This window comes from Citrobacter sp. BDA59-3 (assembly GCF_015167655.1).
In the GTDB taxonomy this organism is placed as follows: domain Bacteria; phylum Pseudomonadota; class Gammaproteobacteria; order Enterobacterales; family Enterobacteriaceae; genus Phytobacter; species Phytobacter diazotrophicus.
Genome location: NZ_CP063427.1, coordinates 1,710,359 through 1,736,800, shown reverse-complemented (window position 1 = coordinate 1,736,800; position 26,442 = coordinate 1,710,359). Strand labels below are relative to the sequence as shown.

General features: G+C 53.4%; 25 protein-coding genes and 1 pseudogene. 18 read left to right on the top strand and 8 right to left on the bottom strand.

Annotated elements, in window-relative coordinates:
- Positions 1–90: 90 nt before the first annotated feature.
- From aat to infA, 3 genes and pseudogenes are all read left to right on the top strand, one after another.
- Complete coding sequence (gene aat / locus IP582_RS08110; protein WP_193795601.1) at positions 91–792, top strand: leucyl/phenylalanyl-tRNA--protein transferase; 702 nt, start codon at positions 91–93, stop codon at positions 790–792.
- Between the two features lie 191 nt (positions 793–983).
- Positions 984–1,153, top strand: a pseudogene (locus tag IP582_RS25290) (hypothetical protein); the annotation flags it as partial.
- Positions 1,081–1,299: a translation initiation factor IF-1 gene (gene infA / locus IP582_RS08105; RefSeq protein ID WP_001040187.1), complete on the top strand. Its 219-nt coding sequence runs from the start codon at positions 1,081–1,083 to the stop codon at positions 1,297–1,299. The pseudogene IP582_RS25290 and the gene infA, both read left to right, overlap by 73 nt.
- A gap of 170 nt (positions 1,300–1,469) precedes the next feature.
- Here the strand turns inward: infA and clpA are convergent, their stop codons facing one another.
- Positions 1,470–3,749: an ATP-dependent Clp protease ATP-binding subunit ClpA gene (gene clpA, locus IP582_RS08100; RefSeq protein WP_039078527.1), complete on the bottom strand. Its 2,280-nt coding sequence runs from the start codon at positions 3,747–3,749 to the stop codon at positions 1,470–1,472.
- 30 nt (positions 3,750–3,779) lie between these two features.
- Complete coding sequence (clpS, locus tag IP582_RS08095) at positions 3,780–4,100, bottom strand: ATP-dependent Clp protease adapter ClpS (protein ID WP_039078526.1); 321 nt, start codon at positions 4,098–4,100, stop codon at positions 3,780–3,782.
- A gap of 327 nt (positions 4,101–4,427) precedes the next feature.
- Here clpS and cspD point away from each other — a divergent pair, with 327 nt between their 5' ends.
- Entirely contained in the window at positions 4,428–4,649 is a 222-nt protein-coding gene (gene cspD / locus IP582_RS08090) for a cold shock-like protein CspD (protein ID WP_039078525.1), read from the top strand.
- A gap of 65 nt (positions 4,650–4,714) precedes the next feature.
- Here the strand turns inward: cspD and macB are convergent, their stop codons facing one another.
- Positions 4,715–6,658: a macrolide ABC transporter ATP-binding protein/permease MacB gene (gene macB / locus IP582_RS08085; RefSeq protein ID WP_193795600.1), complete on the bottom strand. Its 1,944-nt coding sequence runs from the start codon at positions 6,656–6,658 to the stop codon at positions 4,715–4,717.
- On the bottom strand, positions 6,655–7,770 hold the full coding sequence (macA, locus tag IP582_RS08080) for a macrolide transporter subunit MacA (protein WP_193795599.1): 1,116 nt from the start codon (positions 7,768–7,770) through the stop codon (positions 6,655–6,657). Before macA ends, macB begins: the two co-directional genes overlap by 4 nt.
- A 161-nt stretch (positions 7,771–7,931) precedes the next feature.
- Here macA and IP582_RS08075 point away from each other — a divergent pair, with 161 nt between their 5' ends.
- The gene (locus IP582_RS08075) at positions 7,932–8,885 is read left to right on the top strand and encodes a VirK/YbjX family protein (RefSeq protein WP_193795598.1); all 954 of its coding nucleotides are present in this window, start codon (positions 7,932–7,934) and stop codon (positions 8,883–8,885) included.
- Here IP582_RS08075 and IP582_RS08070 read toward each other — a convergent pair.
- Positions 8,882–10,540, bottom strand: coding sequence for an ATP-dependent endonuclease (locus tag IP582_RS08070; protein ID WP_039078521.1), 1,659 nt, complete (start codon positions 10,538–10,540; stop codon positions 8,882–8,884). The two genes, IP582_RS08075 and IP582_RS08070, sit on opposite strands and share 4 nt — an antisense overlap.
- Before the next feature lie 347 nt (positions 10,541–10,887).
- On the opposite strand from IP582_RS08070, the gene aqpZ reads away from it, so the two are divergent.
- The 3 genes from aqpZ (at position 10,888) to hcr (ending at position 14,554) form a co-directional block, all read left to right on the top strand.
- Positions 10,888–11,583 carry an aquaporin Z gene (gene aqpZ / locus IP582_RS08065; RefSeq protein WP_193795597.1) on the top strand — a complete coding sequence of 232 codons (696 nt, stop codon included), beginning with the start codon at positions 10,888–10,890 and terminating at the stop codon, positions 11,581–11,583.
- A gap of 339 nt (positions 11,584–11,922) precedes the next feature.
- The gene (gene hcp / locus IP582_RS08060) at positions 11,923–13,575 is read left to right on the top strand and encodes a hydroxylamine reductase (protein WP_193795596.1); all 1,653 of its coding nucleotides are present in this window, start codon (positions 11,923–11,925) and stop codon (positions 13,573–13,575) included.
- 10 nt (positions 13,576–13,585) lie between these two features.
- The gene (gene hcr / locus IP582_RS08055; RefSeq protein WP_193795595.1) at positions 13,586–14,554 is read left to right on the top strand and encodes an NADH oxidoreductase; all 969 of its coding nucleotides are present in this window, start codon (positions 13,586–13,588) and stop codon (positions 14,552–14,554) included.
- A gap of 58 nt (positions 14,555–14,612) precedes the next feature.
- Here hcr and IP582_RS08050 read toward each other — a convergent pair whose 3' ends face one another.
- Entirely contained in the window at positions 14,613–15,044 is a 432-nt protein-coding gene (locus IP582_RS08050) for a DoxX family protein (protein WP_165158926.1), read from the bottom strand.
- Between the two features lie 152 nt (positions 15,045–15,196).
- On the opposite strand from IP582_RS08050, the gene poxB reads away from it, so the two are divergent.
- From poxB to IP582_RS08030, 4 genes are all read left to right on the top strand, one after another.
- The gene (poxB, locus tag IP582_RS08045; RefSeq protein WP_193795594.1) at positions 15,197–16,915 is read left to right on the top strand and encodes a ubiquinone-dependent pyruvate dehydrogenase; all 1,719 of its coding nucleotides are present in this window, start codon (positions 15,197–15,199) and stop codon (positions 16,913–16,915) included.
- A gap of 153 nt (positions 16,916–17,068) precedes the next feature.
- A complete protein-coding gene (gene ltaE / locus IP582_RS08040) occupies positions 17,069–18,070 on the top strand; it encodes a low-specificity L-threonine aldolase (RefSeq protein ID WP_107222897.1) in 1,002 nt (333 codons plus the stop codon).
- Between the two features lie 10 nt (positions 18,071–18,080).
- Complete coding sequence (locus tag IP582_RS08035; protein ID WP_193795593.1) at positions 18,081–19,517, top strand: DUF2867 domain-containing protein; 1,437 nt, start codon at positions 18,081–18,083, stop codon at positions 19,515–19,517.
- Positions 19,518–19,613: 96 nt separating this feature from the next.
- Positions 19,614–20,627, top strand: coding sequence for an NAD(P)-dependent oxidoreductase (locus tag IP582_RS08030; RefSeq protein WP_071196072.1), 1,014 nt, complete (start codon positions 19,614–19,616; stop codon positions 20,625–20,627).
- A 22-nt stretch (positions 20,628–20,649) separates the two neighbouring features.
- On the opposite strand, the gene IP582_RS08025 is transcribed toward IP582_RS08030, so the two are convergent.
- Both IP582_RS08025 and IP582_RS08020 read right to left on the bottom strand, forming a co-directional pair.
- Positions 20,650–21,480 carry an N-acetylmuramoyl-L-alanine amidase gene (locus tag IP582_RS08025; protein ID WP_193795592.1) on the bottom strand — a complete coding sequence of 277 codons (831 nt, stop codon included), beginning with the start codon at positions 21,478–21,480 and terminating at the stop codon, positions 20,650–20,652.
- Positions 21,480–21,800 (bottom strand): heavy metal-binding domain-containing protein, encoded by a 321-nt coding sequence (locus IP582_RS08020; protein ID WP_039078511.1) that lies wholly within the window; start codon positions 21,798–21,800, stop codon positions 21,480–21,482. The genes IP582_RS08025 and IP582_RS08020 overlap by 1 nt, the downstream gene beginning before the upstream one ends.
- Positions 21,801–21,903: 103 nt before the next feature.
- Here IP582_RS08020 and IP582_RS08015 point away from each other — a divergent pair, with 103 nt between their 5' ends.
- The 6 genes from IP582_RS08015 (at position 21,904) to artJ (ending at position 26,429) form a co-directional block, all read left to right on the top strand.
- On the top strand, positions 21,904–22,419 hold the full coding sequence (locus tag IP582_RS08015) for a lipoprotein (RefSeq protein ID WP_193795591.1): 516 nt from the start codon (positions 21,904–21,906) through the stop codon (positions 22,417–22,419).
- A gap of 220 nt (positions 22,420–22,639) precedes the next feature.
- Complete coding sequence (artP, locus tag IP582_RS08010) at positions 22,640–23,368, top strand: arginine ABC transporter ATP-binding protein ArtP (RefSeq protein ID WP_169039651.1); 729 nt, start codon at positions 22,640–22,642, stop codon at positions 23,366–23,368.
- An 18-nt stretch (positions 23,369–23,386) separates the two neighbouring features.
- Positions 23,387–24,118 carry an arginine ABC transporter substrate-binding protein ArtI gene (gene artI / locus IP582_RS08005; protein WP_193795590.1) on the top strand — a complete coding sequence of 244 codons (732 nt, stop codon included), beginning with the start codon at positions 23,387–23,389 and terminating at the stop codon, positions 24,116–24,118.
- Positions 24,119–24,124: 6 nt separating this feature from the next.
- Positions 24,125–24,841 carry an arginine ABC transporter permease ArtQ gene (gene artQ / locus IP582_RS08000; RefSeq protein WP_039078507.1) on the top strand — a complete coding sequence of 239 codons (717 nt, stop codon included), beginning with the start codon at positions 24,125–24,127 and terminating at the stop codon, positions 24,839–24,841.
- Positions 24,841–25,509: an arginine ABC transporter permease ArtM gene (gene artM, locus IP582_RS07995; RefSeq protein ID WP_039078506.1), complete on the top strand. Its 669-nt coding sequence runs from the start codon at positions 24,841–24,843 to the stop codon at positions 25,507–25,509. The genes artQ and artM overlap by 1 nt, the downstream gene beginning before the upstream one ends.
- A 188-nt stretch (positions 25,510–25,697) precedes the next feature.
- Positions 25,698–26,429, top strand: a complete 732-nt coding sequence (artJ, locus tag IP582_RS07990; RefSeq protein WP_039078505.1) for an arginine ABC transporter substrate-binding protein ArtJ — start codon at positions 25,698–25,700, stop codon at positions 26,427–26,429.
- Positions 26,430–26,442: the final 13 nt, after the last annotated feature.

Sequence of the window (26,442 nt, the reverse complement as noted above, 5' to 3'; positions counted from 1 at the left end):
AGCCGCCCATTAAGGGGTGATTCTAAAGTGCTGTGCCGGATGTGACGATATATATGGGGTATTCCTTGTTGCGTTGTGGAGCGTTGTGTCATGCGCCTGGTCCAGCTGTCTCGTCATACCCTTGCGTTCCCTTCGCCGGAAGCGGCGTTGCGTGAACCAAATGGCTTGTTGGCACTGGGTGGGGATCTTAGCCCTGCCCGTCTCCTGATGGCGTATCAACGCGGTATCTTCCCGTGGTTTTCGCCAGGCGATCCCATTCTCTGGTGGTCGCCAGACCCACGTGCTGTGCTGTGGCCGACAGAGTTTCATGTCAGCCGTAGTATGAAGCGTTTTCACAAATCGTCCCCCTATCGCGTTACGATCAATCATGCCTTTGGGCGGGTAATCGACGGCTGCACAGAGGATCGTGATGAGGGAACCTGGATCACACCGGATGTGGTGCTGGCTTATCACCGACTGCATGAGTTAGGACATGCCCATTCAATTGAAGTCTGGGAGGAGGATGAACTGGTCGGTGGCATGTACGGCGTATCGCAGGGGAGATTGTTTTGCGGCGAGTCGATGTTCAGCCGCCGCGTTAACGCATCCAAAACCGCGTTAATGGTGTTCAGCCATGCCTTCGCTCGCGATGGGGGTCAATTGATTGATTGCCAGGTGCTGAACTCGCATACCGCCTCGCTGGGCGCCGTGGAAATTCCGCGGCGCGAGTACCTTGAATGGCTTAGAAAGCTCCGTTTGCAAAAGCTCCCTTCCCATTTCTGGGTGCCCAGGGAACTGTTTTTACCCGCCTGATGAATGTTTTCGGCACATTTTTTATCAGGGTGTTATAATGGACGCTCAGAGCAGCTTCTGCCTGTTACCCCGCCACCATTCGGGAAAGCTTGTATCAGGGACGTCCTTCATTTCCTTCTTCGTTCCCCTTTACACGTTGCGCATATTGCGTGCCGTGAGTGTGGCGTGAGGGTAATGCGCAAAAGCCGCTTTGCTGCGTTTTATCGCACAAATCTTTACTTAACAGACGAACTTCGGCATTATCTTGCCGGTTCAAAAAAATATGGTAGTGATACCCCCGAGGATTAGATGGCCAAAGAAGACAATATTGAAATGCAGGGCACCGTTCTGGAAACGTTGCCTAATACTATGTTCCGCGTAGAACTGGAAAACGGTCACGTGGTCACTGCGCATATCTCCGGTAAAATGCGTAAAAACTACATCCGCATTCTGACGGGCGACAAAGTGACAGTTGAGCTGACCCCGTACGACCTGAGCAAAGGCCGCATTGTCTTCCGTAGCCGTTAATTATTGAAGCACGCACGTGCAAGAATTTGAGAGCCGGACGCGCAGTCCGGCTTTTTTCGTTTCCGAATACGATGCGCCCCGCTTTTCGGGGATGATGCCAACATCAACACCAGTATGCTACGCATAAAAAAACCGGACATCAGTCCGGTTTTTTATTTCAGGCAGGAAGATTAATGTGCGGCTTCCGGTTTGTGCTTTTGTGCACTCTGGAAGTCATATTTCAGCTCATCTTTCTCTTTATCCAGCGTTACCGTTACCTGGCCGCCATCAACCAGCGAACCAAACAGCAGTTCATTGGCGAGCGGTTTTTTCAGGTTATCCTGGATGACGCGTCCCATTGGACGTGCCCCCATCGCACGGTCATAGCCTTTTTCTGCCAGCCAGTTGCGCGCATCCTGACTGACTTCCAGCGACACGCCTTTCTGATCCAACTGCACCTGGAGCTCGACGATAAATTTGTCGACCACCTGATGGATCACCTCAGTCGACAAGTGATCGAACCAGATGATGTTGTCCAGACGGTTGCGGAACTCCGGCGTAAAGATCTTTTTGATCTCTTCCATCGCATCGGTACTGTTATCCTGGTGGATAAGACCAATCGATTTACGTTCAGTTTCACGCACCCCGGCGTTGGTGGTCATCACCAGCACCACATTGCGGAAGTCCGCTTTGCGCCCGTTGTTATCGGTCAGCGTACCGTTATCCATGACCTGCAACAGCAGGTTAAAGACATCCGGATGCGCTTTCTCGATCTCATCAAGCAGCAGGACCGCATGAGGATGTTTAATGACCGCATCCGTCAGTAAGCCGCCCTGATCAAAGCCGACATATCCTGGAGGCGCACCAATCAAACGGCTGACGGTATGACGCTCCATATATTCGGACATATCAAAACGCAGCAGTTCGATGCCCAGCGCTTTGGAAAGCTGGACCGTCACTTCGGTTTTCCCGACCCCGGTAGGACCGGCAAACAGGAAGGAGCCGACCGGCTTATGATCGTGGCCCAGACCCGCACGGCTCATCTTGATGGCTTCGGTTAATGCCTCAATGGCTTTATCCTGCCCAAAGACCAGCATTTTCAGGCGATCGCCGAGATTTTTCAGCGTATCGCGATCGCTTTGCGATACACTCTTCTCAGGAATACGCGCGATGCGGGCCACCACCGATTCGATATCCGCCACGTTGATGGTTTTTTTACGCTTGCTGACGGGCATCAGTCGTGCACGCGCGCCTGCTTCGTCAATCACATCAATCGCTTTATCCGGCAGATGACGATCGTTGATGTATTTCACCGCCAGTTCCACCGCCGCACGCACCGCTTTCGCGGTATAGCGTACGTCATGGTGTGCTTCGTATTTCGGTTTCAACCCATTGATAATCTGCACAGTCTCTTCGACAGAGGGTTCAGTAATATCAATTTTCTGGAAACGACGCGCCAGCGCACGATCTTTCTCAAAAATGTTGCTGAATTCCTGATAGGTCGTCGACCCCATTACGCGAATCTTACCGCTGGAGAGCAACGGTTTGATCAGGTTAGCGGCATCCACCTGTCCACCCGACGCGGCACCCGCACCGATAATGGTATGGATTTCGTCGATAAACAGAATGCTGTTGCTGTCCTGCTCAAGCTGTTTCAACAACGCTTTGAAACGCTTCTCAAAGTCACCGCGGTATTTTGTGCCCGCCAGCAGAGAACCGATATCCAGCGAATAGACGGTGCAATCGGCCATAATTTCAGGCACGTCACCCTGCACAATACGCCATGCCAGACCTTCGGCAATCGCCGTCTTACCGACACCGGATTCTCCCACCAACAACGGGTTATTTTTACGGCGACGACAGAGAACCTGAACAGTGCGCTCAAGCTCTTTGTCACGCCCAATCAACGGGTCAATACCGCCGACACGAGCAAGCTGATTGAGATTGGTGGTGAAGTTTTCCATACGTTCCTCCCCGCCTGCTTGCTCTTCATTATTCGCCTGACTGCTTGAATCAGAAGAGGATTGTCCCGGCTCGTCTTTACGTGTGCCGTGAGAGATGAAGTTAACCACGTCAAGGCGGCTCACTTCATGTTTGCGTAGCAGATAAGCCGCTTGCGACTCCTGCTCGCTGAAAATGGCAACCAGCACGTTCGCCCCGGAAACTTCGCTACGACCGGAGGACTGAACGTGAAACACCGCGCGCTGTAAGACACGCTGGAAGCTGAGCGTCGGTTGAGTATCGCGCTCCTCTTCACTCATCGGCAGGACGGGTGTGGTTTGTTCGATGAAGGCTTCGAGTTCCTGTCGCAACGCCACCAGGTCCACAGAACACGCTTCCAGCGCTTCGCGGGCCGAGGGGTTACTGAGCAATGCCAGTAACAGGTGTTCGACGGTCATAAACTCATGTCGGTGCTCACGCGCTCTGGCGAAAGCCATGTTTAAACTGAGTTCCAGTTCTTGATTGAGCATTGGCACCTCCCCCAAGTTTTATGCCTGCATTCAGGCTCTTTCCAGCGTACACAACAACGGATGCTCGTTTTCCCTGGCATATTTATTTACCATCGACACTTTCGTTTCTGCGACTTCTGCGGTGAAAACACCACAAATTGCCTTTCCACGATAGTGCACAGTCAGCATCAATTGCGTTGCACGTTCTACATCATAAGAAAAGAACTTTTGTAGCACGTCAATAACAAATTCCATTGGCGTGTAATCATCGTTCATTAACATAACTTTATACATGGATGGCGGCTTTAGCGCGTCACGCAGTTTTTCATCCGCCAGGTGGTCAAAATCCAGCCAGTTATTGGTCTTGCCCATCGTCAGTTTTCATCTTAGGTTACAGGTTCCGACCCAAATCAATCGGCCGATTACATGAGTCTAGATGTATTTTTAATCTACATCAGGTGTTAGATAACTATCATCTATCGTTGTCATCCGCGACGGCTGTCACAAACCCCTCCAATAGCGTTAACTGCTTCAAATTTTTGATTGATGCACCCCGCATAACCCCTGCCAAACGCTTGACGCGATGCCTGATTTCTCTAAATTGTACAGGCGAGAGTTGGCGAGGTTTTGAACAAACCCACACTCTGCCACCGGTTCATTCCATCTTACTTAAATAAGATTTACGAAGGATGTCGAAGCATGGAAACGGGTACTGTTAAGTGGTTCAATAATGCCAAAGGGTTTGGTTTCATTTGCCCCGAAGGCGGCGGCGAAGATATCTTCGCACATTACTCCACCATTCAGATGGATGGTTACAGAACGCTAAAAGCCGGGCAAACCGTCCGGTTTGATGTACATCAGGGCCCTAAAGGCAATCATGCCAGTCTCATCGTGCCCGTAGAAGCAGAAGCCGTCGCCTGACGGCGCTTTCTTCATTGTGTACATGCCGCAGTTAAAATGCCAGTCCAGTCGACTGGCATTTTTATTTACTCGCGAGCCAGCGCATCCACCGGGTCCAGTCGCGCCGCGCTGCGGGCTGGCAACCAGCCAAACAGCACGCCAGTAAAGGTTGAGCAGATAAAGGCAGTCAATAGCGCAACTGGCGAAAAGCCTATCTCCCAACCCGGCAGGAACAATTGCAGCGTGAAAGCGATAGCCATCGAGAGCGCCACACCCAGCGCGCCCCCCACCAGACACACCAGCACGGCTTCAATCAAAAACTGCGCCAGTACATCGCTCGCCCTCGCACCCACCGCCATGCGGATACCAATCTCTCGGGTTCGTTCCGTTACTGATACCAGCATAATATTCATTACACCAATACCGCCAACCAGAAGTGAGATTACCGCAACCAACGTTAAAAACAGCTGAAGAGTACGTGTGGTCTTTTCTGCCGTTTTCAATACACCGTCCATATTCCAGGTGAAGAAATCCTTTTTGCCGTGGCGTAATGACAGCAACCGCGTAAGCTGCTGCTCCGCCTGCTCACTGCTGTAACCTTCATTGACTCGCACGGTAATGGAGTTCAACCAGGACTGGCCCAGAACGCGGGCCGAGAGGGTGGGATAAGGCAACCAGACGCGCAAAATCTTACTGCTGCCAAACATTGACTGCTTCTCTTCTGCCACACCAATCACCGTGGCGGGCATATTTCCCACCAGAATCACTTCGCCGGTAACCTGCGCTTTGTTCGGGAAGAGCTGGCGACGCGTATTGCTATCGAGAACCACCACCTGTGCCCGTCCTTTTTCCTGTTCGCTATTGAAGGTGTTCCCTTCGCTAAAGGTCATGCCATAGACGTTGAAATACTGACCGCTAACGCCATTCGCGCTGGCCGCCACATCAATGTTTCCACTGCGCAGACGCACGTTTTGCGAGACAGATGGCGTAGCCGAGCGCACCCATGGCTGCTTTTGGATGGCGACCATATCGTCGTATTTCAGCGCCTGTTGATACTGAGGGTCGTCATCGCCGAAATCTTTACCGGGGTAGACATCAATGGTGTTGGTGCCGATGGCTCGAATATCAGCCAGTACCAGTTGTTTAGCGGCATCGCCCACCACCACAATCGACACCACCGAGGCAATGCCAATGATGATGCCGAGCATGGTGAGCAAGGTACGCATCTTATTTGCCGCCATCGCCCGCCACGCCATCATCAGCGCTTCCTGCAAACGCCCGGAGAATTGTCGCCAGTTGCCGGGTTCCGTCCCTGCACTCATTGTCTTCGGCGCGTTGTCGTGCTTCGTAGAGGGGGGATTATTAATTATCTCGCCATCACGGATTTCGATAACTCTTTCAGCCTGTGCGGCAATGTCCGCATCGTGGGTGACGATAATGACCGTGTGGCCGCGATCGCGAAGCTGATGCAGAATAGCCATCACCTCTTCACCCGAATGGCTATCCAGTGCGCCGGTAGGTTCATCAGCAAGGATAACCTGCCCGCCGTTCATCAGGGCGCGCGCGATACTAACGCGCTGCTGTTGCCCACCTGAGAGCTGCGACGGCGGATACTCCATCCGTTCATCTAATCCCAGTCGTGCCAGCAGCTCCTTTGCCCGCGCCAGACGCGCCTTACGGTCAACGCCCGCATAAACGGCGGGAACTTCAACATTCTGCGCGGCCGTAAGATGCGACAACAGGTGATAGCGTTGAAAGATGAAACCGAAGTGTTCCCGGCGCAGCCTGGCCAGCGCATCGCCATCGAGCGTTGCAATATCAATCCCCGCAACCCGATAGCTGCCGCTGGTCGGCTTATCCAGGCAACCCAGGATATTCATTAATGTCGATTTGCCGGACCCGGAAGCCCCGACAATCGCCACCATCTCGCCGGCATGGATATCAAGGGTAATGCCTTTAAGAACCTCTACCTGCGCGTCACCGGAAGGATAACTACGGCGAATGCCTTTAAGTTCGAGCAACGCGGTCATTTATTAGCCCCAGCGTTGATTTCCGAAATGACCACCTCCTCTCCGGCATCCAGCCCTTTTGTCACCTCAGCATCAGTATCATTGCGGGCACCCAGCGTCACTTCACGCTCGCGCACTTCACCGTTACGTAGCACTTTCACTTTGTAGCGGTTATCACCCACCGGATCGCCTAATGCGGCAAGCGGCACAGTAAGGACATTTTTCACACCCGTTAGCTGAATATGTACCTGCGCCGTCATTTCCAGACGAAGAATGCCTTGCGGGTTAGGCACCTCAAAACGCGCATAGTAAAAAATGGCGTCATTCACTTTCTGCGGCGTGGGGAGAATATCCTTAAGTTTGCCTTCATAGCGGGTGTCCGGGTCACCCAGTACGGTAAACCAGGCCTTTTGTCCCGGCTTGAGGTGGATGACATCAGCCTCGGATACCTGCGCTTTCACCAGCATCGTACTCATATCGGCCAGGGTCAGAATATTCGGAGCCTGCTGAGCGGCAATGACCGTCTGGCCCTGTAACGTGGTGATTTCCGTCACCTCGCCCGCCATAGGCGCAACAATGCGGGTGTAATCAAAATTGGCTTTCGCCGTGTCGAGCGTCGCCTGATTACGCTGAATCTGGGCATCTATTGTGCCAATTTGCGCCTCTTTGACCGCCAGGTCGGTAATCGCAGTGTCCAGGTCCTGACGCGAGATAAGATGCGTTTTAGCCAGTTGTTGCTGGCGTGTGAGCGTGACCGCTGCCAGTTTGCGCTGAGCCTGAGCCTGACGACGTTGCGCACGCAACTCCATCAGGGTCGCTTCCACTTCCTTGATCTGGTTTGTTGCCTGTTCCGGATCGATAACGCCGAGCAGTTGATCTTTTTTAACTTTATCACCGATATTCACCGACAACGTTTTGAGCTGCCCGCTGACCTGAGCGCCAACATCAACTTTGCGCAAAGCATCCAGCTTACCGGTCGCCAGCACGCTCTGCTGCAATTCGCCCGGGCGAACGATCAAGGTTTGATAGTGAGGCACTGGCGCATTCAACTGCTTAAAGAGCCATATTGCCGCCAGTACGATCAGTACTATCAGCACCAGCCAGATTTTTCGACTTCTTCCCTTCAAATTCATAACTTTTCCAGATATCCAAACTGACTCTATTGATGCCAGTATTCATTAAACAATTGCTCAACGAAACCCAATCTTCTTTTTTTTCACATAATTCATTTATCCGGCGTTAAGACATATTTTGTTGAAATATTGACATTACGCTTACAATTCGAGTTTGTGTCATGTCCACTATCGCTGGAATCGCTTCACCCGTACTCTGTGCAAAAACAGGCTGGCAACTTTTTTGTCAACTTGCCAGCGGCAAATTAATGCCAGGCCTTGCATGGAAAAACCCCTCTTATCGGCGAAAATTTCTGCTGCGCTCGTTGCTCAAACCACTCGGCACCGCGAAACTGCTATCCAGCCTGGCACAGCACCCGGATTTATTGCTTATTCTTAATGCCCAGCCAGGTTTGCCCTGCCGATTACATCGCCCGTGGCTGTCATTAGCCTTCGATGAGAAAAAAACAGTCGCCGCGCTCGATTATCATTACAAAACCTTTTGTGCGCGCCTACCCACCTCTGTACGTTCAGGTTTTTTTACGCCGCAGGGCATCACCTTTGCCGAATTAACCGGCAAGAATGGGGAGCAGTACACTATCCGTTTTTATACGGACCCGATGCTGGATAAAGAAGGTGAAGCGACACTGGTTTTCTGCGATGAGCAGCGAACCCAACTGGCGGGAATGACCTTCGCGCTGTGTCTGCACGAGGGGAAACGCACGCTGTTTATCGGTGGCTTACAGGGCGCTAAAGCGAATATTCCCCATGAGGTTATCCAGACTGCAACCAAGAGTTGCCACGGTTTATTTCCTAAACGCCTGTTGCTGGAAGCCTGTACAGAACTGGCATCATATCTGGATGTTGAACAGATTATCGCTGTCAGTAATGACACGCATATTTACCAAAGCTGGCGCTACCGCAAGAAAAAACAGGACAAGTTGCACGCCGACTACGACAGCTTCTGGGAATCGCTCAGCGGCGAACGCACCGCCGAGGGAACCTTCCGCCTGCCAATGTTGATTGCGCGAAAAACCATGGAAGAGATTGCCAGTAAAAAACGCGCGGAGTATCGCCGCCGCTATGATTTACTGGATTCACTACAAAACCAGATGCGTCAGATTTTACACCGCTAATCCGCTCTCCCGCGCGCCAGCCAGAGTACGCGGGAGAACATCTTACGTAGAAGTAATGGCACCGACTCCACGCCCCGCCGCCCCGCTTCCATCGCGACTTCAATAGCTAAGTCGGGTTTCGACGAACGATGAATCGCTTTGATAATGATACGCCGCATATTCATCGGCACATTTTCAGGCAACTGCGCCACACGGCGATACACATCGTCAAACCCCTCGCGAAACATAAAATGCTCCATGTCCAGCGCCGGCAGTTCGGTTAAGTGCTCACGCACCTGGTCACGTTCCTCGTTCAGCAGACCGCGCACCGTTGCCGCATATTTTTTGCCCGCTTCATCCCCGTCGACCAGCACATGCCATTCAATGCCCATGCGTCTGGCGAATTTGATCAAGGGCTTTAACCCGGACTGGGCGAACTCAATAACCTTAATCCCTTCCGCGTCGAAATGGTGCCCGCACTGCCGTGCCAGTTCGTTAATCACCCAGGTCTCCGTTTCCCCCTCTACCAGAAGCCAACAGCGGGCAAACAGCGCCGATGCACGGTTAAAACGAATATGGAAGGCAATACGCCGCCCCTCCTCTGCATTCATGCCGCCCGGCCCCAGCCGCCATGCGGCAACCCGTGAAGACTCCCTCACAAGGCGGCATACATGCTCAACCGGTGTTAGCGAAAGCAGTTCTCCTGAGTTAGTGGTCGTGATTTGCTGTAACGGCAGCAAGTTGAGTAATTGCCAGGCGACGGAAAGCATAATGGGGTGCAGTCGCGTTTCCGGATCTTCAACCAACAAAAGCGGTCGGGCGTCGCGGTCCAGGCGCACTGTCCCTTTGGCCTGTAACAACGTCGCAAAAAAGCCTAACAGAATGACCCGGTACATACGGCCACCGGGTTTATCGATCATACGGTTAATGATATCGAGGTAACGCCAGCTACGCTGCTCATCGTGAGAGCGACGGCGCATCAGACGCTGGTGGGATGGACCGCTGCCCTGTTCAGCAAAATAGTGCTCCAGCAGTTGCACCATGGCTGAAAGCCCGTGGCGAATTTGTCCGTCCGTCAGGTTTTGCGGATGGGTCACCAGTTCCCGTGAGAGAAAATCAAGCTGACGCGCGGTTGCTTCCACTTCCAACGTCTGCGGCAGCGAACCATTACGGATACGTCGCATAAAACGCGCATCACGCAGACGCAACACCGGCATCAGGCGGATAAGGTGGCGCGCCAGGTCATCAATATCGTCGAGTATCAGGGGGTGCCCCTGGGCATCAAGAAAGCTTCGTAGCGTCATGACGCTCTCATCTTGCGCCAGTTCCCCTTCCAGACGGTAAAACAGACGTTGATAGCCATCATCGCTGGGCACCCAGCAGGGCTGAAGCGGTCGATAACGGCGTGTACGGTAGCGCCCCGGTTCGGATTCACGAAACGTCAGGATAATGTGCAGATGGTGTTCCCGCCCCTGAATATCTCCCGGCGGAAACCAAAAATCTTCACGTACAAAATGATATAAATCTGTCTCCGGCGAGAGCAACAACGTCAGCGCATCCAGCAGGCTTGATTTACCCCAGGCATTTTCCCCGATCAGGACGTTGGTTTGTTCCAGCATCAGCGATAGCCGATTGATACCGCGAAACCCGACAATCTCTACGCGCTCCAGAATCATAGCCCCTCCGGGAAATATGTCTTTTTTCCATTAAGTTAGCTCAAGTATAGCGGCATGAAACGGGGCAAAACACCGTATTTATCATAGATTAAGCATCTTTGAATGAGAGCCGGCGTATCGACGCGCTTATGGTTTAATTTTTACCGAATGGCTTCTTTCATTCGAAATTATTTCCTGCTGCGTTTCTTCGTTCATCGAAAAGCTATTATCATCATTTTGCCTTAAATCAAATTTAGGCCATTTATTTGGCTGGTCCTCACGCGCTATTATTTCTAAAATAGTGACACAGCAGCCAGCGAAATGTTTTCGGCTGTCTTCACAGGATGTAAATTTTTATTGAGGATACTATGTTTAGAAAATTAGCGGCAGAATGTTTCGGGACATTCTGGCTGGTATTTGGTGGTTGCGGGAGCGCGGTATTAGCTGCGGCATTCCCAGAACTGGGAATTGGTTTTGTTGGCGTAGCGCTGGCATTTGGTTTAACCGTATTAACGATGGCTTACGCTGTCGGGCATATTTCTGGTGGGCATTTTAATCCCGCCGTAACCCTGGGATTATGGGCGGGTGGCCGTTTCCCGGCAAAAGAGATTATCGGCTATATTATTGCGCAACTGGCAGGCGGGATAATTGCTGCCGGTGTGCTATACCTGATTGCCAGCGGTAAAGCGAGCTTTGATGCTGTCGCCAGCGGCTTTGCGTCAAATGGCTACGGCGAACATTCTCCTGGTCAATATTCCATGACCTCAGCTATCATAATAGAAGTTGTTCTGACTTGTGGCTTCCTGTTAGTTATTCTCGGCGCGACGGATAAATATGCACCTGCTGGTTTTGCCCCTATTGCCATTGGTCTTGCTTTAACGCTGATACATTTGATCAGTATCCCTGTAACAAATACCTCCGTTAACCCGGCACGTAGCACCGCAGTGGCACTCTTTCAGGGTGGCTGGGCGCTAAATCAATTATGGCTATTTTGGGTCATGCCAATTATTGGCGGCATCCTTGGGGGGATTTTGTATCGCGCTCTGCTGGAAAAACGTGATTAATTCAAATTAAGCCAATAGGTTATTGGTTTATTTTATCTCTTCGTTTTACGTTGTCAGTTACTCCGAACATTCCTTCTGCCTCTAAGCGGCAACCGGCGTTTTTCATTTAAGGGAGACGCCGGTATCTTCGCCCCTGCCAGTATTGCTAATAATTCTCTTTATTATTAAGCGCCCTCTCTCGTGTTAACATTTACCCCTTAAGCGGTAGACTGGCCGCCTTAAAATTGCGCTAAATCAATCTCTCTGCACATTGCATAAAAAACATCTTTTAAGCCTTTCGGGAGCGGCATAATCTTAAACATGCATTTTAAATATAACTTTAATTTATAAGGTGTGATTATGTTTTGTGTGCAATGTGAACAGACCATCCGTACGCCGGCTGGTGATGGCTGCGCTTATGCGCAGGGTATGTGCGGCAAAACGGCCGAAACATCGGACCTGCAGGATCTGCTGATCGCCGCGCTACAAGGGCTGTCAGCCTGGGCCAGCAAAGCGCGTGACTACGGCATTATCGTTCATGACATCGACAACTTTGCCCCGCGCGCCTTCTTCTCTACGCTGACCAACGTCAACTTCGATTCCGTGCGTATCGTTGGCTATGCGCGTGAAGCGATTGCCTACCGTGAAGCCTTAAAAGCACAGTGCCTGAGCAAAGATCCGGCAGCCACAGTTGATAACCCGATGGCAGAACTGCAACTGGTCAGCGACGACCTGGGCGATCTGCAGCGTCAGGCAGCAGCCTTCACACCGAATATTGATAAAGCGGTTATCGGTGAAAATATTCTCGGCCTGCGCCTGCTGTGCCTGTACGGCCTGAAAGGGGCCGCAGCCTATATGGAGCATGCCCACGTACTCGGCCAGTACGACAACGAGATTTACGCCCAGTACCATAAAATTATGGCGTGGCTGGGTACCTGGCCTGCTGATATGAACGCCCTGCTCAACTGCTCGATGGAAATCGGTCAGATGAACTTTAAAGTGATGAGCATCCTGGATGCGGGCGAAACGACCGCCTACGGTCACCCGACGCCGACTCAGGTCAACGTAAAAGCGGTTGCCGGTAAATGCATCCTGATTTCCGGTCACGATCTGAAAGACCTGCATAACCTGCTGCAGCAGACCGAAGGCACGGGTGTTAACGTCTATACCCATGGCGAAATGCTGCCAGCCCACGGCTACCCGGAACTGCGTAAATATAAACATCTGGTAGGTAACTACGGCAGCGGCTGGCAGAACCAGCAGGTTGAATTTGCCCGCTTCCCGGGCCCTATCGTGATGACCTCTAACTGCATCATCGACCCGACTGTCGGTTCCTATGATGACCGTATCTGGACGCGTAGCATCGTCGGCTGGCCGGGTGTCAATCATCTGGAAGGCGATGACTTCACCCGCGTTATCGATCAGGCACAACAACTGGCAGGCTTCCCGTACAGCGAAATCGAGCATCTGATCACCGTTGGTTTTGGCCGCCAGACACTGCTCGGTGCAGCCGATACCCTGATTGATTTAGTGAGCCGTGAAAAACTGCGTCACATCTTCCTGCTTGGCGGCTGTGATGGCGCGCGTGGTGAACGTAACTACTTTACCGACTTCGCCACCAGCGTACCGGATGACTGCCTGATCCTGACCCTGGCGTGCGGTAAATACCGCTTTAACAAGCTGGACTTCGGCAATATCGAAGGCCTGCCGCGTCTGGTGGATGCCGGTCAGTGTAATGACGCCTACTCGGCCATTATTCTTGCCGTCACGCTGGCAGAGAAACTGGGCTGTGGCGTGAACGACCTGCCGCTGTCACTGGTGCTTTCCTGGTTTGAACAGAAAGCGATTGTGATTCTGCTGACCCTGCTCTCGCTTGGCGTCACCAATATCGTGACCGGCCCAACGGCACCTGGCTTCCTGACGCCAGATCTGCTGGCAGTACTGAATGAGAAATTCGGTCTGCGTTCAATCACGACCGTAGAGCAGGATATGCAGCAGTTACTGGGCGCATAAGGAGTAGAGAATGACGATGCCAACCCCGCAGTGTCCGTGGCGTATGCAGGTTCACCACATCCAACAAGAAACACCGGATGTCTGGACACTGTCGCTGTTATGCCACGATTATTACCCGTACCGCGCAGGACAATATGCGCTGGTCAGTATTCGCAACAGCGCTGAGCAGATGCGTGCCTATACGATCTCCTCCACGCCGGGCGTCAGCGAATACATCACGCTGACCATCCGTCGTCTTGGTGGCGGTCTGGGCTCAGAGTGGCTGACGCGAGACGTCAAACGCGGCGATTATCTCTGGCTGTCGGATGCGCAAGGGGAGTTCACCTGCGACAACAAAGCCAGTGATAAATTACTCTTGCTGGCGGCGGGCTGTGGGGTAACACCGATCATGTCGATGCGCCGCTGGCTGGCAAAATACCGTCCAGAGGTTGATGTGCAGGTTATTTTTAGCGTGCGCTCACCCCAGGATGTGATTTTTGCCGATGAGTGGAAAAACTACCCGGTTACCCTGGTGGCGGAAAACAACGCCACGGCTGGCTTCCTTGCCGGTCGTCTGACGCAAGAGATCTTGCGCAGCGTTCCGGACCTTGCTGCCCGTACCGTCATGACCTGTGGGCCAGCGCCTTATATGGACCAGATTGAGAAAGACGTTAAAGCTCTGGGTGTGACGCAGTTCTTTAATGAGAAGTTCTTCACCCCGGTGGCAGAAGCGGCAACCAGCGGTCTGACATTCACCAAACTACAGCCGGCGAAAACGTTCTACGGTCCGGTTGGCACTACGTTGCTGGAAGCATTCGAAAGTAACAAGGTGCCAGTCAATGCGGCCTGTCGTGCGGGTGTCTGCGGGTCTTGCAAAACGAAAGTGGTGTCCGGTAAGTACAGCGTCACCAGCACCATGACATTAACACCACAGGAAATTGCTGAGGGTTATGTTCTGGCCTGCTCCTGTCACCCGGAAAGCGATCTGGTACTGGCATAACCGCCAGTACCCTGTTAAGCAAAAGCCCTCCCTTTTCAGGAAGGGCTTTTTTTAAACCTTAACGCCACTCGGCTGGCGCAACGGAGTAACGCCCCGCGCCCAGGAAGGCCAGTGCCAGTGCGGCAACAAAGAAATAGACCAGGCTTTCGATCGCCCATGCGCCCGTCTTATCCAACATTGCCGTGTTGTTAATACCCACCATCAACCAGGCAACGACCATTGTGAATGCCAGCACCAGCGCTGCCGGACGGACCAGAATACCCAGAATGATCAGGGCCGGGCAAACCACTTCGCCAATCAGCACACCGTAAGCGATAAAGCCAGGCAATCCTTTCGCCACCAGCATACCCGCGATGCCATCAATGCCGCCGATGAGCTTGTGCAATCCGTGGAACAACATCAATCCACCGACAGTCAAACGCAGCAATAAACGACCAAAGTCCTCATGCGCCAACATCTTATTAACAGAACTTAACAGCGATTTAATCATTTGAAATGATTCCTATTTTTATCCAACTGTAAGCAGATTATTCCTAATCCAAAAATAAATAAAGCCCTAACTAATAAGGGGCAATTTACGCACAAATAATGACGTTTCATCGACTACGCTTGTAGACGGAACAATAAGATGGAGGCGTAACGATGAAACAGACTGTAGCCGCTTATATCGCCAGAACACTTGAGCAGGCAGGGGTGAAACGTATCTGGGGTGTAACCGGAGATTCGTTAAACGGATTAAGCGACAGCCTTAACCGCATGGGCACTATTGACTGGATGTCCACGCGCCATGAAGAAGTTGCAGCATTTGCAGCAGGCGCGGAAGCGCAACTCACCGGCGAGCTGGCCGTCTGTGCTGGCTCCTGCGGGCCTGGCAATCTGCATCTGATTAACGGGCTGTTCGACTGCCATCGCAACCACGTACCTGTGCTGGCGATTGCCGCTCACATTCCTTCTAGCGAAATTGGCAGCGGCTATTTTCAGGAGACCCACCCGCAGGAGTTGTTCCGCGAATGCAGCCACTATTGTGAGCTGGTTTCGACCCCCGAACAGATCCCGCAGGTGCTGGCCATCGCCATGCGCAAAGCCATACTTAACCGTGGTGTTTCCGTTGTCGTCATCCCCGGTGATGTGGCGTTGAAACCGGCACCAGAGACCGCCAGTAGCCACTGGTATCCGGCCCCGCAACCGGTGGTAGTACCCGCTGAGGAAGAGTTGAAAAAACTGGCGCAGTTGCTGCGCTACTCCAGCAACATCGCCCTGATGTGCGGCAGTGGCTGCGCGGGTGCGCACAGTGCGTTGATCGAGTTTGCCGGTAAATTGAAAGCGCCTGTCGTGCATGCCATGCGCGGTAAAGAGCATGTGGAGTATGACAACCCGTACGATGTTGGCATGACCGGTTTGATTGGCTTCTCGTCGGGTTTTCACACCATGATGAATGCCGATACGTTAATCCTGCTCGGCACCCAGTTCCCCTATCGGGCGTTCTACCCCACGGATGCCAAAATCATTCAAATTGATATCAATCCAGGCAGTATTGGCGCCCACAGCAAGGTAGACATGGCGCTGGTGGGCGATATCAATGCCACCCTCACCGCCCTGCTTCCGCTGCTGGAAGAAAAAACCGATCGCCGTTTTCTGGACAAAGCGCTGGAGCACTATCGCGATGCGCGTAAGGGGCTGGACGATCTGGCAAAACCCAGTGAGAAAGCCATCCACCCGCAATATCTGGCGCAACAGATCAGCCATTTCGCCAGCGATGACGCCATCTTCACCTGCGATGTAGGCACACCGACCGTCTGGGCTGCACGTTATCTGAAAATGAACGGTAAGCGCCGCCTGCTAGGATCGTTCAACCACGGTTCGATGGCCAATGCGATGCCCCAGGCTCTGGGGGCGAAAGCAACCTACCCACAACGGCAGGTTGTGGCGATGTGCGGCGATGGTGGTTTCAGCATGCTGATGGGGGATTTTCTCTCTGTGGTGCAAATGAAGCTGCCTGTCAAAATCATCGTTTTTAACAATAGCGTGCTCGGCTTTGTGGCGATGGAGATGAAGGCTGGCGGGTATCTCACCGATGGCACGGAACTGCACGATACCAATTTTGCCCGCATTGCCGAAGCGTGCGGGATTACCGGTATCCGGGTGGAAAAATCCGCCGATGTGGATGAGGCTCTCCAACGGGCGTTCTCCATTGATGGCCCGGTGCTGGTGGATGTGGTGGTCGCCAAAGAAGAGCTGGCCATCCCACCGCAGATCAAACTGGAACAGGCCAAAGGCTTTAGCCTTTATATGCTGCGCGCCATTATCAACGGACGCGGCGATGAGGTGATGGAACTGGCGAAAACGAACTGGCTCAGGTAAAACATCCTTTTTGCCTCGACACAAAATCCTTCATGATGCATCAGGATGGCACGTCTTCTAACCCCAGACGCAGAGATAACGATGCGACAGGGGTTAGCGGGCACAGCCTGCACAGAGGCAACCTGAGGGATGACGTGTAAATAAGGAAGTGCCATGATCGATTTACGCAGTGATACCGTCACCCGCCCGGGGCGCGCCATGCTGGAACATATGCTGGCAGCGCCCGTCGGGGACGATGTTTACGGGGATGACCCGACCGTCAATGAACTGCAGCGTTACGCGGCTGCGCTGGGCGGTAAGGAAGCCGCGCTGTTTCTGCCTACGGGTACCCAGGCAAACCTGGTGGCATTGCTCAGCCACTGCGAGCGCGGCGAAGAGTACATTGTCGGCCAGGCCGCACATAATTACCTGTACGAAGCCGGTGGCGCTGCCGTTCTGGGCAGTATCCAGCCGCAGCCTATCGACGCCGCACCGGACGGCAGCCTGCCGCTCGATAAAGTGGCCATGAAAATCAAGCCGGACGATATCCACTTTGCCCGCACCCGCCTGTTAAGCCTGGAAAACACTCACAACGGTAAAGTCCTGCCACGCGACTACCTGCGACAGGCGTGGGAGTTCACCCGCCAGCGCAACCTTGCGCTGCACGTTGATGGCGCGCGTATTTTCAATGCCGTGGTGGAATATGGCTGTGCGTTGCGCGATATCACCCAATACTGCGACTCGTTTACTATTTGCCTCTCGAAAGGCCTTGGCACGCCCGTCGGGTCGCTGCTGGTGGGAAGCAAGGATTACATCAGGCGCGCTACCCGCTGGCGTAAAATGACCGGCGGCGGTATGCGTCAGGCGGGAATACTGGCGGCAGCCGGTCTCTATGCGCTTGAGCACAATGTCCAGCGACTGAAAGACGATCACGATAACGCGGCCTGGCTGGCGGCACAGTTGCGTGAAATTGGCGCCGACGTGATGCGCAATGACACCAATATGCTGTTTGTCCGCGTAGGGGAAGAAAACGCGGCGGCGCTCGGAGCCTTTATGCGTGAGCGCGATGTGCTGATTAACGCTTCGCCGATTGTGCGCCTGGTGACCCATCTGGACGTCAGCCGCGATCAGCTTGCCGATGTTGTTTCTCACTGGCAGGCGTTTTTGCAGCGTTAAGGAGCAGGGTGTGCCGCAACGAATTCTGGTGCTCGGGGCCAGTGGCTACATTGGTCAGCACCTGATCCAGGCGTTAAGTCAGCAGGGGCATGAGATTCTCGCTGTGGCACGCCATCTTACTCGCCTGCAAAAACAGCAGTTGCCGGGGGTAAGTTGCCATGAAACGGATCTTATCTGGCCGGACAATCTCCCGGCGCTGTTTCAGAGGATCGATACCCTCTACTTTCTGGTGCATAGCATGGGCGAGAGCGGCGACTTTATCGCCCAGGAGCGACAAATTGCCCTCAACGTGCGCGATACGCTGCGGCAATGCCCGGTCCGGCAGGTGATTTTTCTCAGCTCACTGCAGGCCAAAGGATCCAGTGACTCCAGCCATCTGATTGCCCGCCAGCTCACCGGCGATATCCTGCGCGACGCGGGGGTTCCTGTTACGGAATTGCGCGCCGGGATTATTGTTGGCGCAGGCTCGGCCGCGTTTGAAGTGATGCGCGATATGGTTTACAACCTGCCGGTGTTGACGCCGCCGCTGTGGGTGCGTTCACGAACCACTCCCATTGCGCTGGAGAATCTGCTCCACTACCTGCTGGAGTTACGCCATCATCCGTCGCAAGAGCACCGCGTTTTTGAGGCTGCCGGCCCGGAAACCCTGAGTTACCAGCAACAGTTTGAACACTTTATGGCGGTCAGTGGCGTTACCCGTCCGTTGATCCCTGTCCCCCTGCCCACCCGGCTTATCTCGGTCTGGTTTTTACAGGTCATCACGTCCGTGCCACCGACTATTGCGCGCGCGCTGATTCAGGGGTTAAAGCACGATCTGCTGGCTGACGATGGCCCCCTTCGCCAGCTCATCCCCCAACCGCTGATCACTTTCGACGAAGCGGTTCGTCGTACGCTTCGCGAAGAAGAGAAACTGGTGAATTCCAGCGACTGGGGATATTCCCCGCAGGCATTTGCACGCTGGCGTCCGCAATACGGCTATTTCCCCAAACAGGCGGGCTTTACCGTTGAAACCGCCGCTAGCCTGGAGGCGCTGTGGGCGGTGGTTAACCAGATCGGCGGTAAAGAGCGTTACTTTTTTGGCAATGTTCTCTGGCAAACCCGTGCCGCGCTGGATCATCTGATCGGCCATCGTCTGGCGAAAGGTCGTCCGCAGCGTCCGTTTTTGCAGCCAGACGACCAGGTTGATAGCTGGAAAGTGATCATCGCCGAGCCGCAAGAGCAATTAGCACTGCTGTTCGGGATGAAAGCGCCGGGGCTGGGTCGCCTGAGCTTTACCCTCACCGACAAAGGTCAACACCGCCTGCTGGATGTACGCGCCTGGTGGCATCCGCACGGCATGCCAGGGCTGCTCTACTGGCTGCTGATGATCCCCGCGCATCTGTTTATTTTTCGGGGCATGGCGCGGCGAATTGCGCGACTGGCAGAACAAAACGCAGAAAAAAAGTAAATTCAGACATTATTCTTTCATGTTTCCCATTGCATACCGCCCTGTTTCACGGAAGAATGCGCACGCAATGATTGCGGGTCACTATAGTGGATTGCTATGAAGGTTCTGGTCACAGGCGCAACCAGCGGTTTAGGCCGAAACGCCGTCGAATATTTGCGTCAAAAAGGCATTAGCGTACGCGCAACGGGCCGCAACAAAGCCATGGGCGAGTTGCTGACGAAAATGGGCGCTGAGTTTATTCACGCCGATCTGACCGAGCTGGTCTCTTCGCAGGCCAAAGTGATGCTCGCCGGGGTGGATACCCTGTGGCACTGTTCCAGTTTTACTTCCCCCTGGGGTACACAGGCGGCCTTTGACCTGGCGAATGTCCGGGCAACCCGCCGCCTCGGCGAATGGGCCGTGGCCTGGGGCGTGCGTAACTTCATTCATATTTCATCGCCATCACTCTATTTCGATTATCACCACCATCACGACATTCGTGAGGATTTCCGTCCGGCGCGCTTAGCTAACGAGTTCGCCCGCAGTAAAGCCGCCAGCGAAGAGGTGATTCAACTGCTTGCGCAGGCCAACCCCAATACCCGTTTTACAGTTTTACGTCCGCAGAGTCTGTTTGGGCCACACGATAAAGTCTTTATCCCCCGCCTGGCGCAGATGATGCACCACTACCGCAGCATCTTACTGCCGCGCGGTGGGCAAGCGCTGGTCGATATGACTTACTACGAAAACGCGGTGCATGCGATGTGGCTGGCAAGCCAGCCCGTTTGTGATGCGCTGCCGTCCGGGCGAGCGTACAACATCACTAACGGCGAGCCGCGCACCCTGCGTAGCATCGTGCAAAAGTTGATTGACGATTTGGGGATGGACTGCCGCATCCGCTCCGTGCCTTATGCGATGCTGGATATGATCGCACGCAGCATGGAACGTTTCGGCGACAAATCAGCGAAAGAGCCTTCGCTCACCCATTATGGGGTATCCAAGCTGAACTTCGATTTCACGCTGGATATCCAAAGAGCGAAGGACGAGCTGGGGTATGAGCCTATTGTCTCTGTCGATGAGGGCATTGCCCGCACGGCTTACTGGCTGCGGGATCACGGGAAATTGCCGCGCTAAACGGCCCTTCCCTCAAGCGTCCTCATCCCTGACCATATTTTTCCAGCAGTGCCTCGGCAATCGCCTGGCTTTCCGCATCGGCTATGCCATTCCATAATGCCGGGCGGAAATGCATCTGGAAGGCCATAATCACCCTTTTCTGCTGGGCGGCGCTCATCTCTGGTTTAACCTCATAACCGTAGCGCGCCAGCAGATCGAGCATTGAGGCCGTTTCTACCGCTTCATACGGCGCGCGACCATTCAGATAGAATGCCACACGCGCGGCATCGGGCCATGCCCCTATCCCCTGTGCCGCCAGTTCACGCCAGGGGAAAAGTGGCCCCGGATCATCTTTGCGCTGCGGGGCGATATCCGAATGCGCCACCACGTTCTGTGGCTGGATATGATAACGACTGACAATGTCTTTCATCAGCGGAACCAGCGCGGCAATCTGTTCAGGCTCAAAGGGGGTAAATCGCTTCACCCCTGCCACGTTTTGCCAGCCACGGTTTTCCAGCTCAATACCGATAGAGGTATCATTGATTCGCGTAGCGTTGCGCCAGTAGCTGATCCCCGCATGCCAGGCCAGCTCACTTTCCGGCACCAGTTGCCAGATACGCGGCTTACCGTGATGGACAGGCGGGTGCGCCGGAATCAAATAGTGCGAACTCACCTGCTTATCGGTGAGCGTCGCCAGCGAAACATCAAAGTCATCCGCCGTGTAGTGCACCACCAGCACTTTGATACGCGGATACACCGCCTGCGCCTGACGGCGGGTATCAAGCTGGTAACCGTCTTTATCGACGATCCCCTTCTCACCCGCACAACCCACCAGAAGCAGCGCTAACAACAGTAAGGATAAAAAGCGGCTCATCAGCGTGTTTTCACCGCCGTACCGCTCACGCTCACCATCAGCATGCTGCTGTCTTTGCCCACCGTTTCGTAATCGATATCGATACCCACAACGGCATTCGCGCCCAGCGCTTTTGCCTGCTCGCCCATCTCGCGAAACGCAATTTCACGCGCCTTGCGCAACTCTTTTTCATACGCGCCTGAACGGCCCCCCACGATGTCGCGAATACCGGCGAAAAAGTCACGAAAAATATTGGCCCCCAGAATCGCTTCGCCGGTGACGACGCCGCAGTATTCGACAATCGGCTGGCCTTCGAGGGTGGGGGTTGTTGAAAATTGCATCAGCGTCTCCTTTTGATACTCAGTGCGTTATAAAGCACATTATCGGAGCAATACACTATTCTTGAAAGGTGGTTATATCCGAAGAGAAAATAAGGAAATCAATATGCGCTACTCTGCTTTGACTCTCGTTTTACCGTGTGCGCTGCTGCTCAGCGCCTGTACCACGGTTACACCAGCGTTTAAGGATATCGGAACCCGCAGCGGCCCTTGTATCGAAGGCGGCCCCGATACTGTTGCACAACAATTTTACGATTATCGCATTGAGCACCGCAGTAATGATTTTTCCGCACTGCGTCCGTACCTGAGCGACGATCTGGCGGCTTCGCTCACCGCGGCCAGTAAAGATAATCGCAATACTACGCTCCTGAAATCCGATCCCTTCTCCAGCAGAATCGTCATGCCAGAGAAAGCGAGCGTTGCCAGCGCCTCCACGATCCCGAACACCGATGCGCGAAACATTCCACTGCGGGTCACCCTGACTCAGGGCTCCCAGAGCTGGCAGGATGAAGTGCTGATGATCCGTGAGGGTCAGTGCTGGGCTGTGGACGATGTGCGCTACCTCGGTGGCGCGGCGCATGCTCCGGCCGGGACATTGCGCCAGTCTGTTGAGCATCGCTGACAAGATGCCCATGAAAGTGGGAAATATGCATTAATCCCCGCAAAATGTCTGGCATTCCAGCGTGAATGCCGACATTTATGCCTGCTTCCATCACGCCCCGGTATTTTGTGCTAACTTTATGTGTGAATGCGGTTTATATTTAAGTTTTAACGCACAAATATTGCATAACTATTCTGCGAACGTTACTATTTGCGGCCTCAATTGCTATTAGATTGCCTCGATGAGTATAAAATTAAACGGCATTAACTGCTTCTATGGTGCGCACCAGGCGCTCTTTGACATTACGCTTGACTGCCCGCAGGGTGAAACACTTGTGCTGCTTGGCCCGAGTGGCGCGGGTAAGAGCTCATTATTACGCGTATTGAACCTGCTTGAGATGCCGCGCTCCGGTCAGTTAAGCATCGCAGGTAATCACTTCGATTTTGCCAAAGCCCCTTCTGACAAAGCGATTCGCGATTTGCGTCAGAACGTGGGTATGGTGTTTCAGCAATACAATCTTTGGCCGCACTTAACGGTAGCCCAGAACCTGATTGAAGCCCCGTGCCGCGTGCTGGGTCTGAGTAAAGATGAGGCGCTCGCCCGTGCGGACAAACTGCTGGAACGTTTACGTCTTAAGCCCTACAGCGATCGTTATCCGCTGCATCTTTCCGGCGGCCAACAGCAGCGTGTGGCGATTGCCCGCGCTCTGATGATGGAGCCACAGGTTCTGCTGTTTGATGAACCGACGGCCGCGCTGGACCCGGAAATTACCGCGCAAATCGTCAGCATCATTCATGAACTGGCAGAAACCGGTATTACGCAGGTTATCGTGACCCATGAAGTGGAAGTGGCGCGCAAAACCGCCAGCCGCGTGGTCTATATGGAAAACGGTCATATTATCGAACAAGGGGATGCGAGCTGCTTTGCTTCGCCGCAGACCGACGCGTTTAAATATTATTTATCTCACTGAGTTCTCGGGGAAATGACAATGAAAAAAGTATTGATCGCCGCGCTACTTGCAAGCGTCAGCCTGTCTGCTTTCGCAGCACAGACTATCCGTTTCGCCACCGAAGCAAGCTACCCTCCGTTTGAATCTACCGACGCCAACAACAAAATCGTTGGTTTCGATGTGGACCTGGCAAACGCGCTGTGTAAAGAGATTGATGCCACCTGTACCTTCACCAACCAGGCGTTCGACAGCCTGATCCCCAGCCTGAAATTCCGTCGTTTCGACGCGGTAATGGCCGGTATGGATATCACCCCGGAGCGTGAGAAACAGGTTCTGTTTACCACTCCGTACTATGACAACTCCGCGCTGTTCGTGGGTCAAACCGGTAAGTACACCAGCATCGATGCCCTGAAAGGCAAGAAAGTTGGCGTGCAGAACGGCACCACTCACCAGAAATTCATCAACGATAAGCACCCGGAAATCACCACCGTTCCGTACGACAGCTATCAGAATGCTAAGCTGGATCTGCAGAATGGCCGTATCGATGCCGTATTTGGTGACACCGCAGTTGTCACAGAGTGGCTGAAATCGAACGATAAACTGGCTGCCGTTGGCGACAAAGTGACCGATAAAGAGTACTTCGGCACGGGCCTGGGTATCGCCGTTCGTCAGGGCAACACCGAGTTGCAGCAGAAATTCAACACTGCGCTGGAAAAAGTGAAGAAAGATGGCACCTACGAAACCATCTACAACAAATGGTTCCAGAAGTAATCCTTGATGAATGAAATTTTTCCATTAGCAAGCGCCGCCGGGATGACCGTCGGCCTTGCCGTTTGCGCACTGATCATCGGCCTGGTTCTGGCGATGATTTTTGCGGTATGGGAGTCAGCCAAATGGCGTCCCGTTGCGTGGGCTGGCTCGGCGCTGGTCACTATTTTGCGCGGCTTACCAGAAATTCTGGTCGTGCTGTTTATCTATTTCGGCTCGTCACAGCTACTGTTAATTCTTTCTGACGGTTTCACCCTCAATCTGGGGTTCGTGCAACTCCCGATACAGGTGCAGATCGAGAACTTTGATGTCAGCCCGTTCTTCTGCGGCGTGATCGCCCTGTCATTGCTTTACTCCGCCTACGCGTCACAGACCTTACGTGGCGCGTTAAAAGCGGTACCGCAAGGTCAGTGGGAATCAGGCCAGGCGCTGGGGCTGTCAAAAAGCGCCATTTTCTTCCGTCTGGTCATGCCGCAAATGTGGCGTCACGCGTTGCCGGGCCTTGGCAACCAGTGGCTGGTACTGTTGAAAGATACTGCGCTGGTGTCGCTTATCAGCGTTAATGACCTCATGTTGCAAACCAAAAGTATCGCCACCCGTACCCAGGAGCCATTTACCTGGTACATTGTGGCGGCAGCGATTTATCTGGTGGTCACCCTGCTCAGTCAGTGGATTCTTAAGCGTATCGATCTGCGCGCCACACGCTTTGAACGGAGACCAGACTGATGCTTGAGTACTTACCCGAGCTGCTGAAAGGCCTGCACACCAGCCTGACGCTCACCGTGGCGTCGCTGATTGCCGCGTTGGTTCTGTCGTTGCTCTTTACCATTGTGCTGACGCTAAAGACGCCCGTTCTGTCATGGATAGTCCGTGGCTATATCACGCTGTTTACCGGTACCCCGCTGCTGGTGCAGATCTTCCTGATTTACTACGGTCCGGGCCAGTTCCCGGTGCTACAGGAATATCCGGTTATCTGGCACCTGCTGTCGGAACCCTGGCTGTGTGCCTTGCTGGCGCTCTCCCTGAACAGCGCGGCCTATACCACGCTGCTGTTTTACGGGGCGATCCGCGCCATTCCGCAAGGCCAGTGGCAGTCCTGTAGCGCGCTGGGGATGAGCAAGAAAGACACGCTGGCGATTCTGTTGCCGTATGCATTCAAACGCGCCTTATCGTCCTATTCGAACGAAGTGGTGCTGGTGTTCAAGAGTACATCGCTGGCCTATACCATTACGCTGATGGAAGTGATGGGACACGGTCAGTTGCTGTACGGGCGCACCTACGATGTGATGGTATTTGGTGCTGCCGGGGCGATTTATCTTATCGTTAACGGCTTGTTGACCCTGATGATGCGTCTGATTGAGCGTAAAGCGCTGGCCTTTGAGCGTCGCAACTAAAACCACACAAAATGCATAAATAGTAATCAAGAAAGCGAGCAACTTATTAAATGTTCGCTTTTTTTATGTGAAAAATAAAATAATTAATCAAATATATTGCATACAAATTCATTAAATGGCATTGTTAGCCCCATGCCTCAGACACGGCAACCGCAAAACAATAAGATTGACAGACAGGAGCTCCAAAAATGAAAAAACTGATTCTGGCCGCATTACTTGCCTCTTTCGCTGCTGGCGCAACCGCCGCGGACAAAATTAATTTCGGTGTCTCTGCTACCTACCCGCCGTTTGAATCCATGGATGCGAATAACAAAATTGTGGGCTTTGATATCGACCTGGCAAACGCCCTCTGTACCCAGATGAAAGCAGAGTGTACTTTCACCAACCATGCCTTTGACAGCCTGATCCCGTCCCTGAAATTCAAAAAATATGACGCGGTTATCTCCGGCATGGATATCACCCCGGAGCGCAGCAAACAGGTCTCCTTCACCGAGCCGTACTACGCCAACTCCGCCGTGGTTATCGCCAAAAAAGATGCGTATAAAACCTTCGATGACCTGAAAGGCAAACGTATCGGTATGGAAAACGGCACCACGCACCAGAAATACCTGCAGGACAAACACCCGGAAGTGAAAACCGTAGCTTATGACAGCTACCAGAACGCGATTATCGACCTGAAAAATGGCCGTATCGATGGCGTGTTCGGTGATACCGCGGTGGTCAACGAGTGGCTGAAAACCAACCCGCAACTGGGTGTCGCGACTCCGAAAGTGACCGATCCGCAGTATTTCGGCACAGGGCTTGGTATCGCGGTACGTCCGGATAACAAAGCCCTGCTGGAAAAACTGAACGCGGCCCTGGCAGCCATCAAAGCTGACGGCACTTACCAGAAAATCAGCGATCAGTGGTTCCCGCAGTAAGCGGAATTGAAGA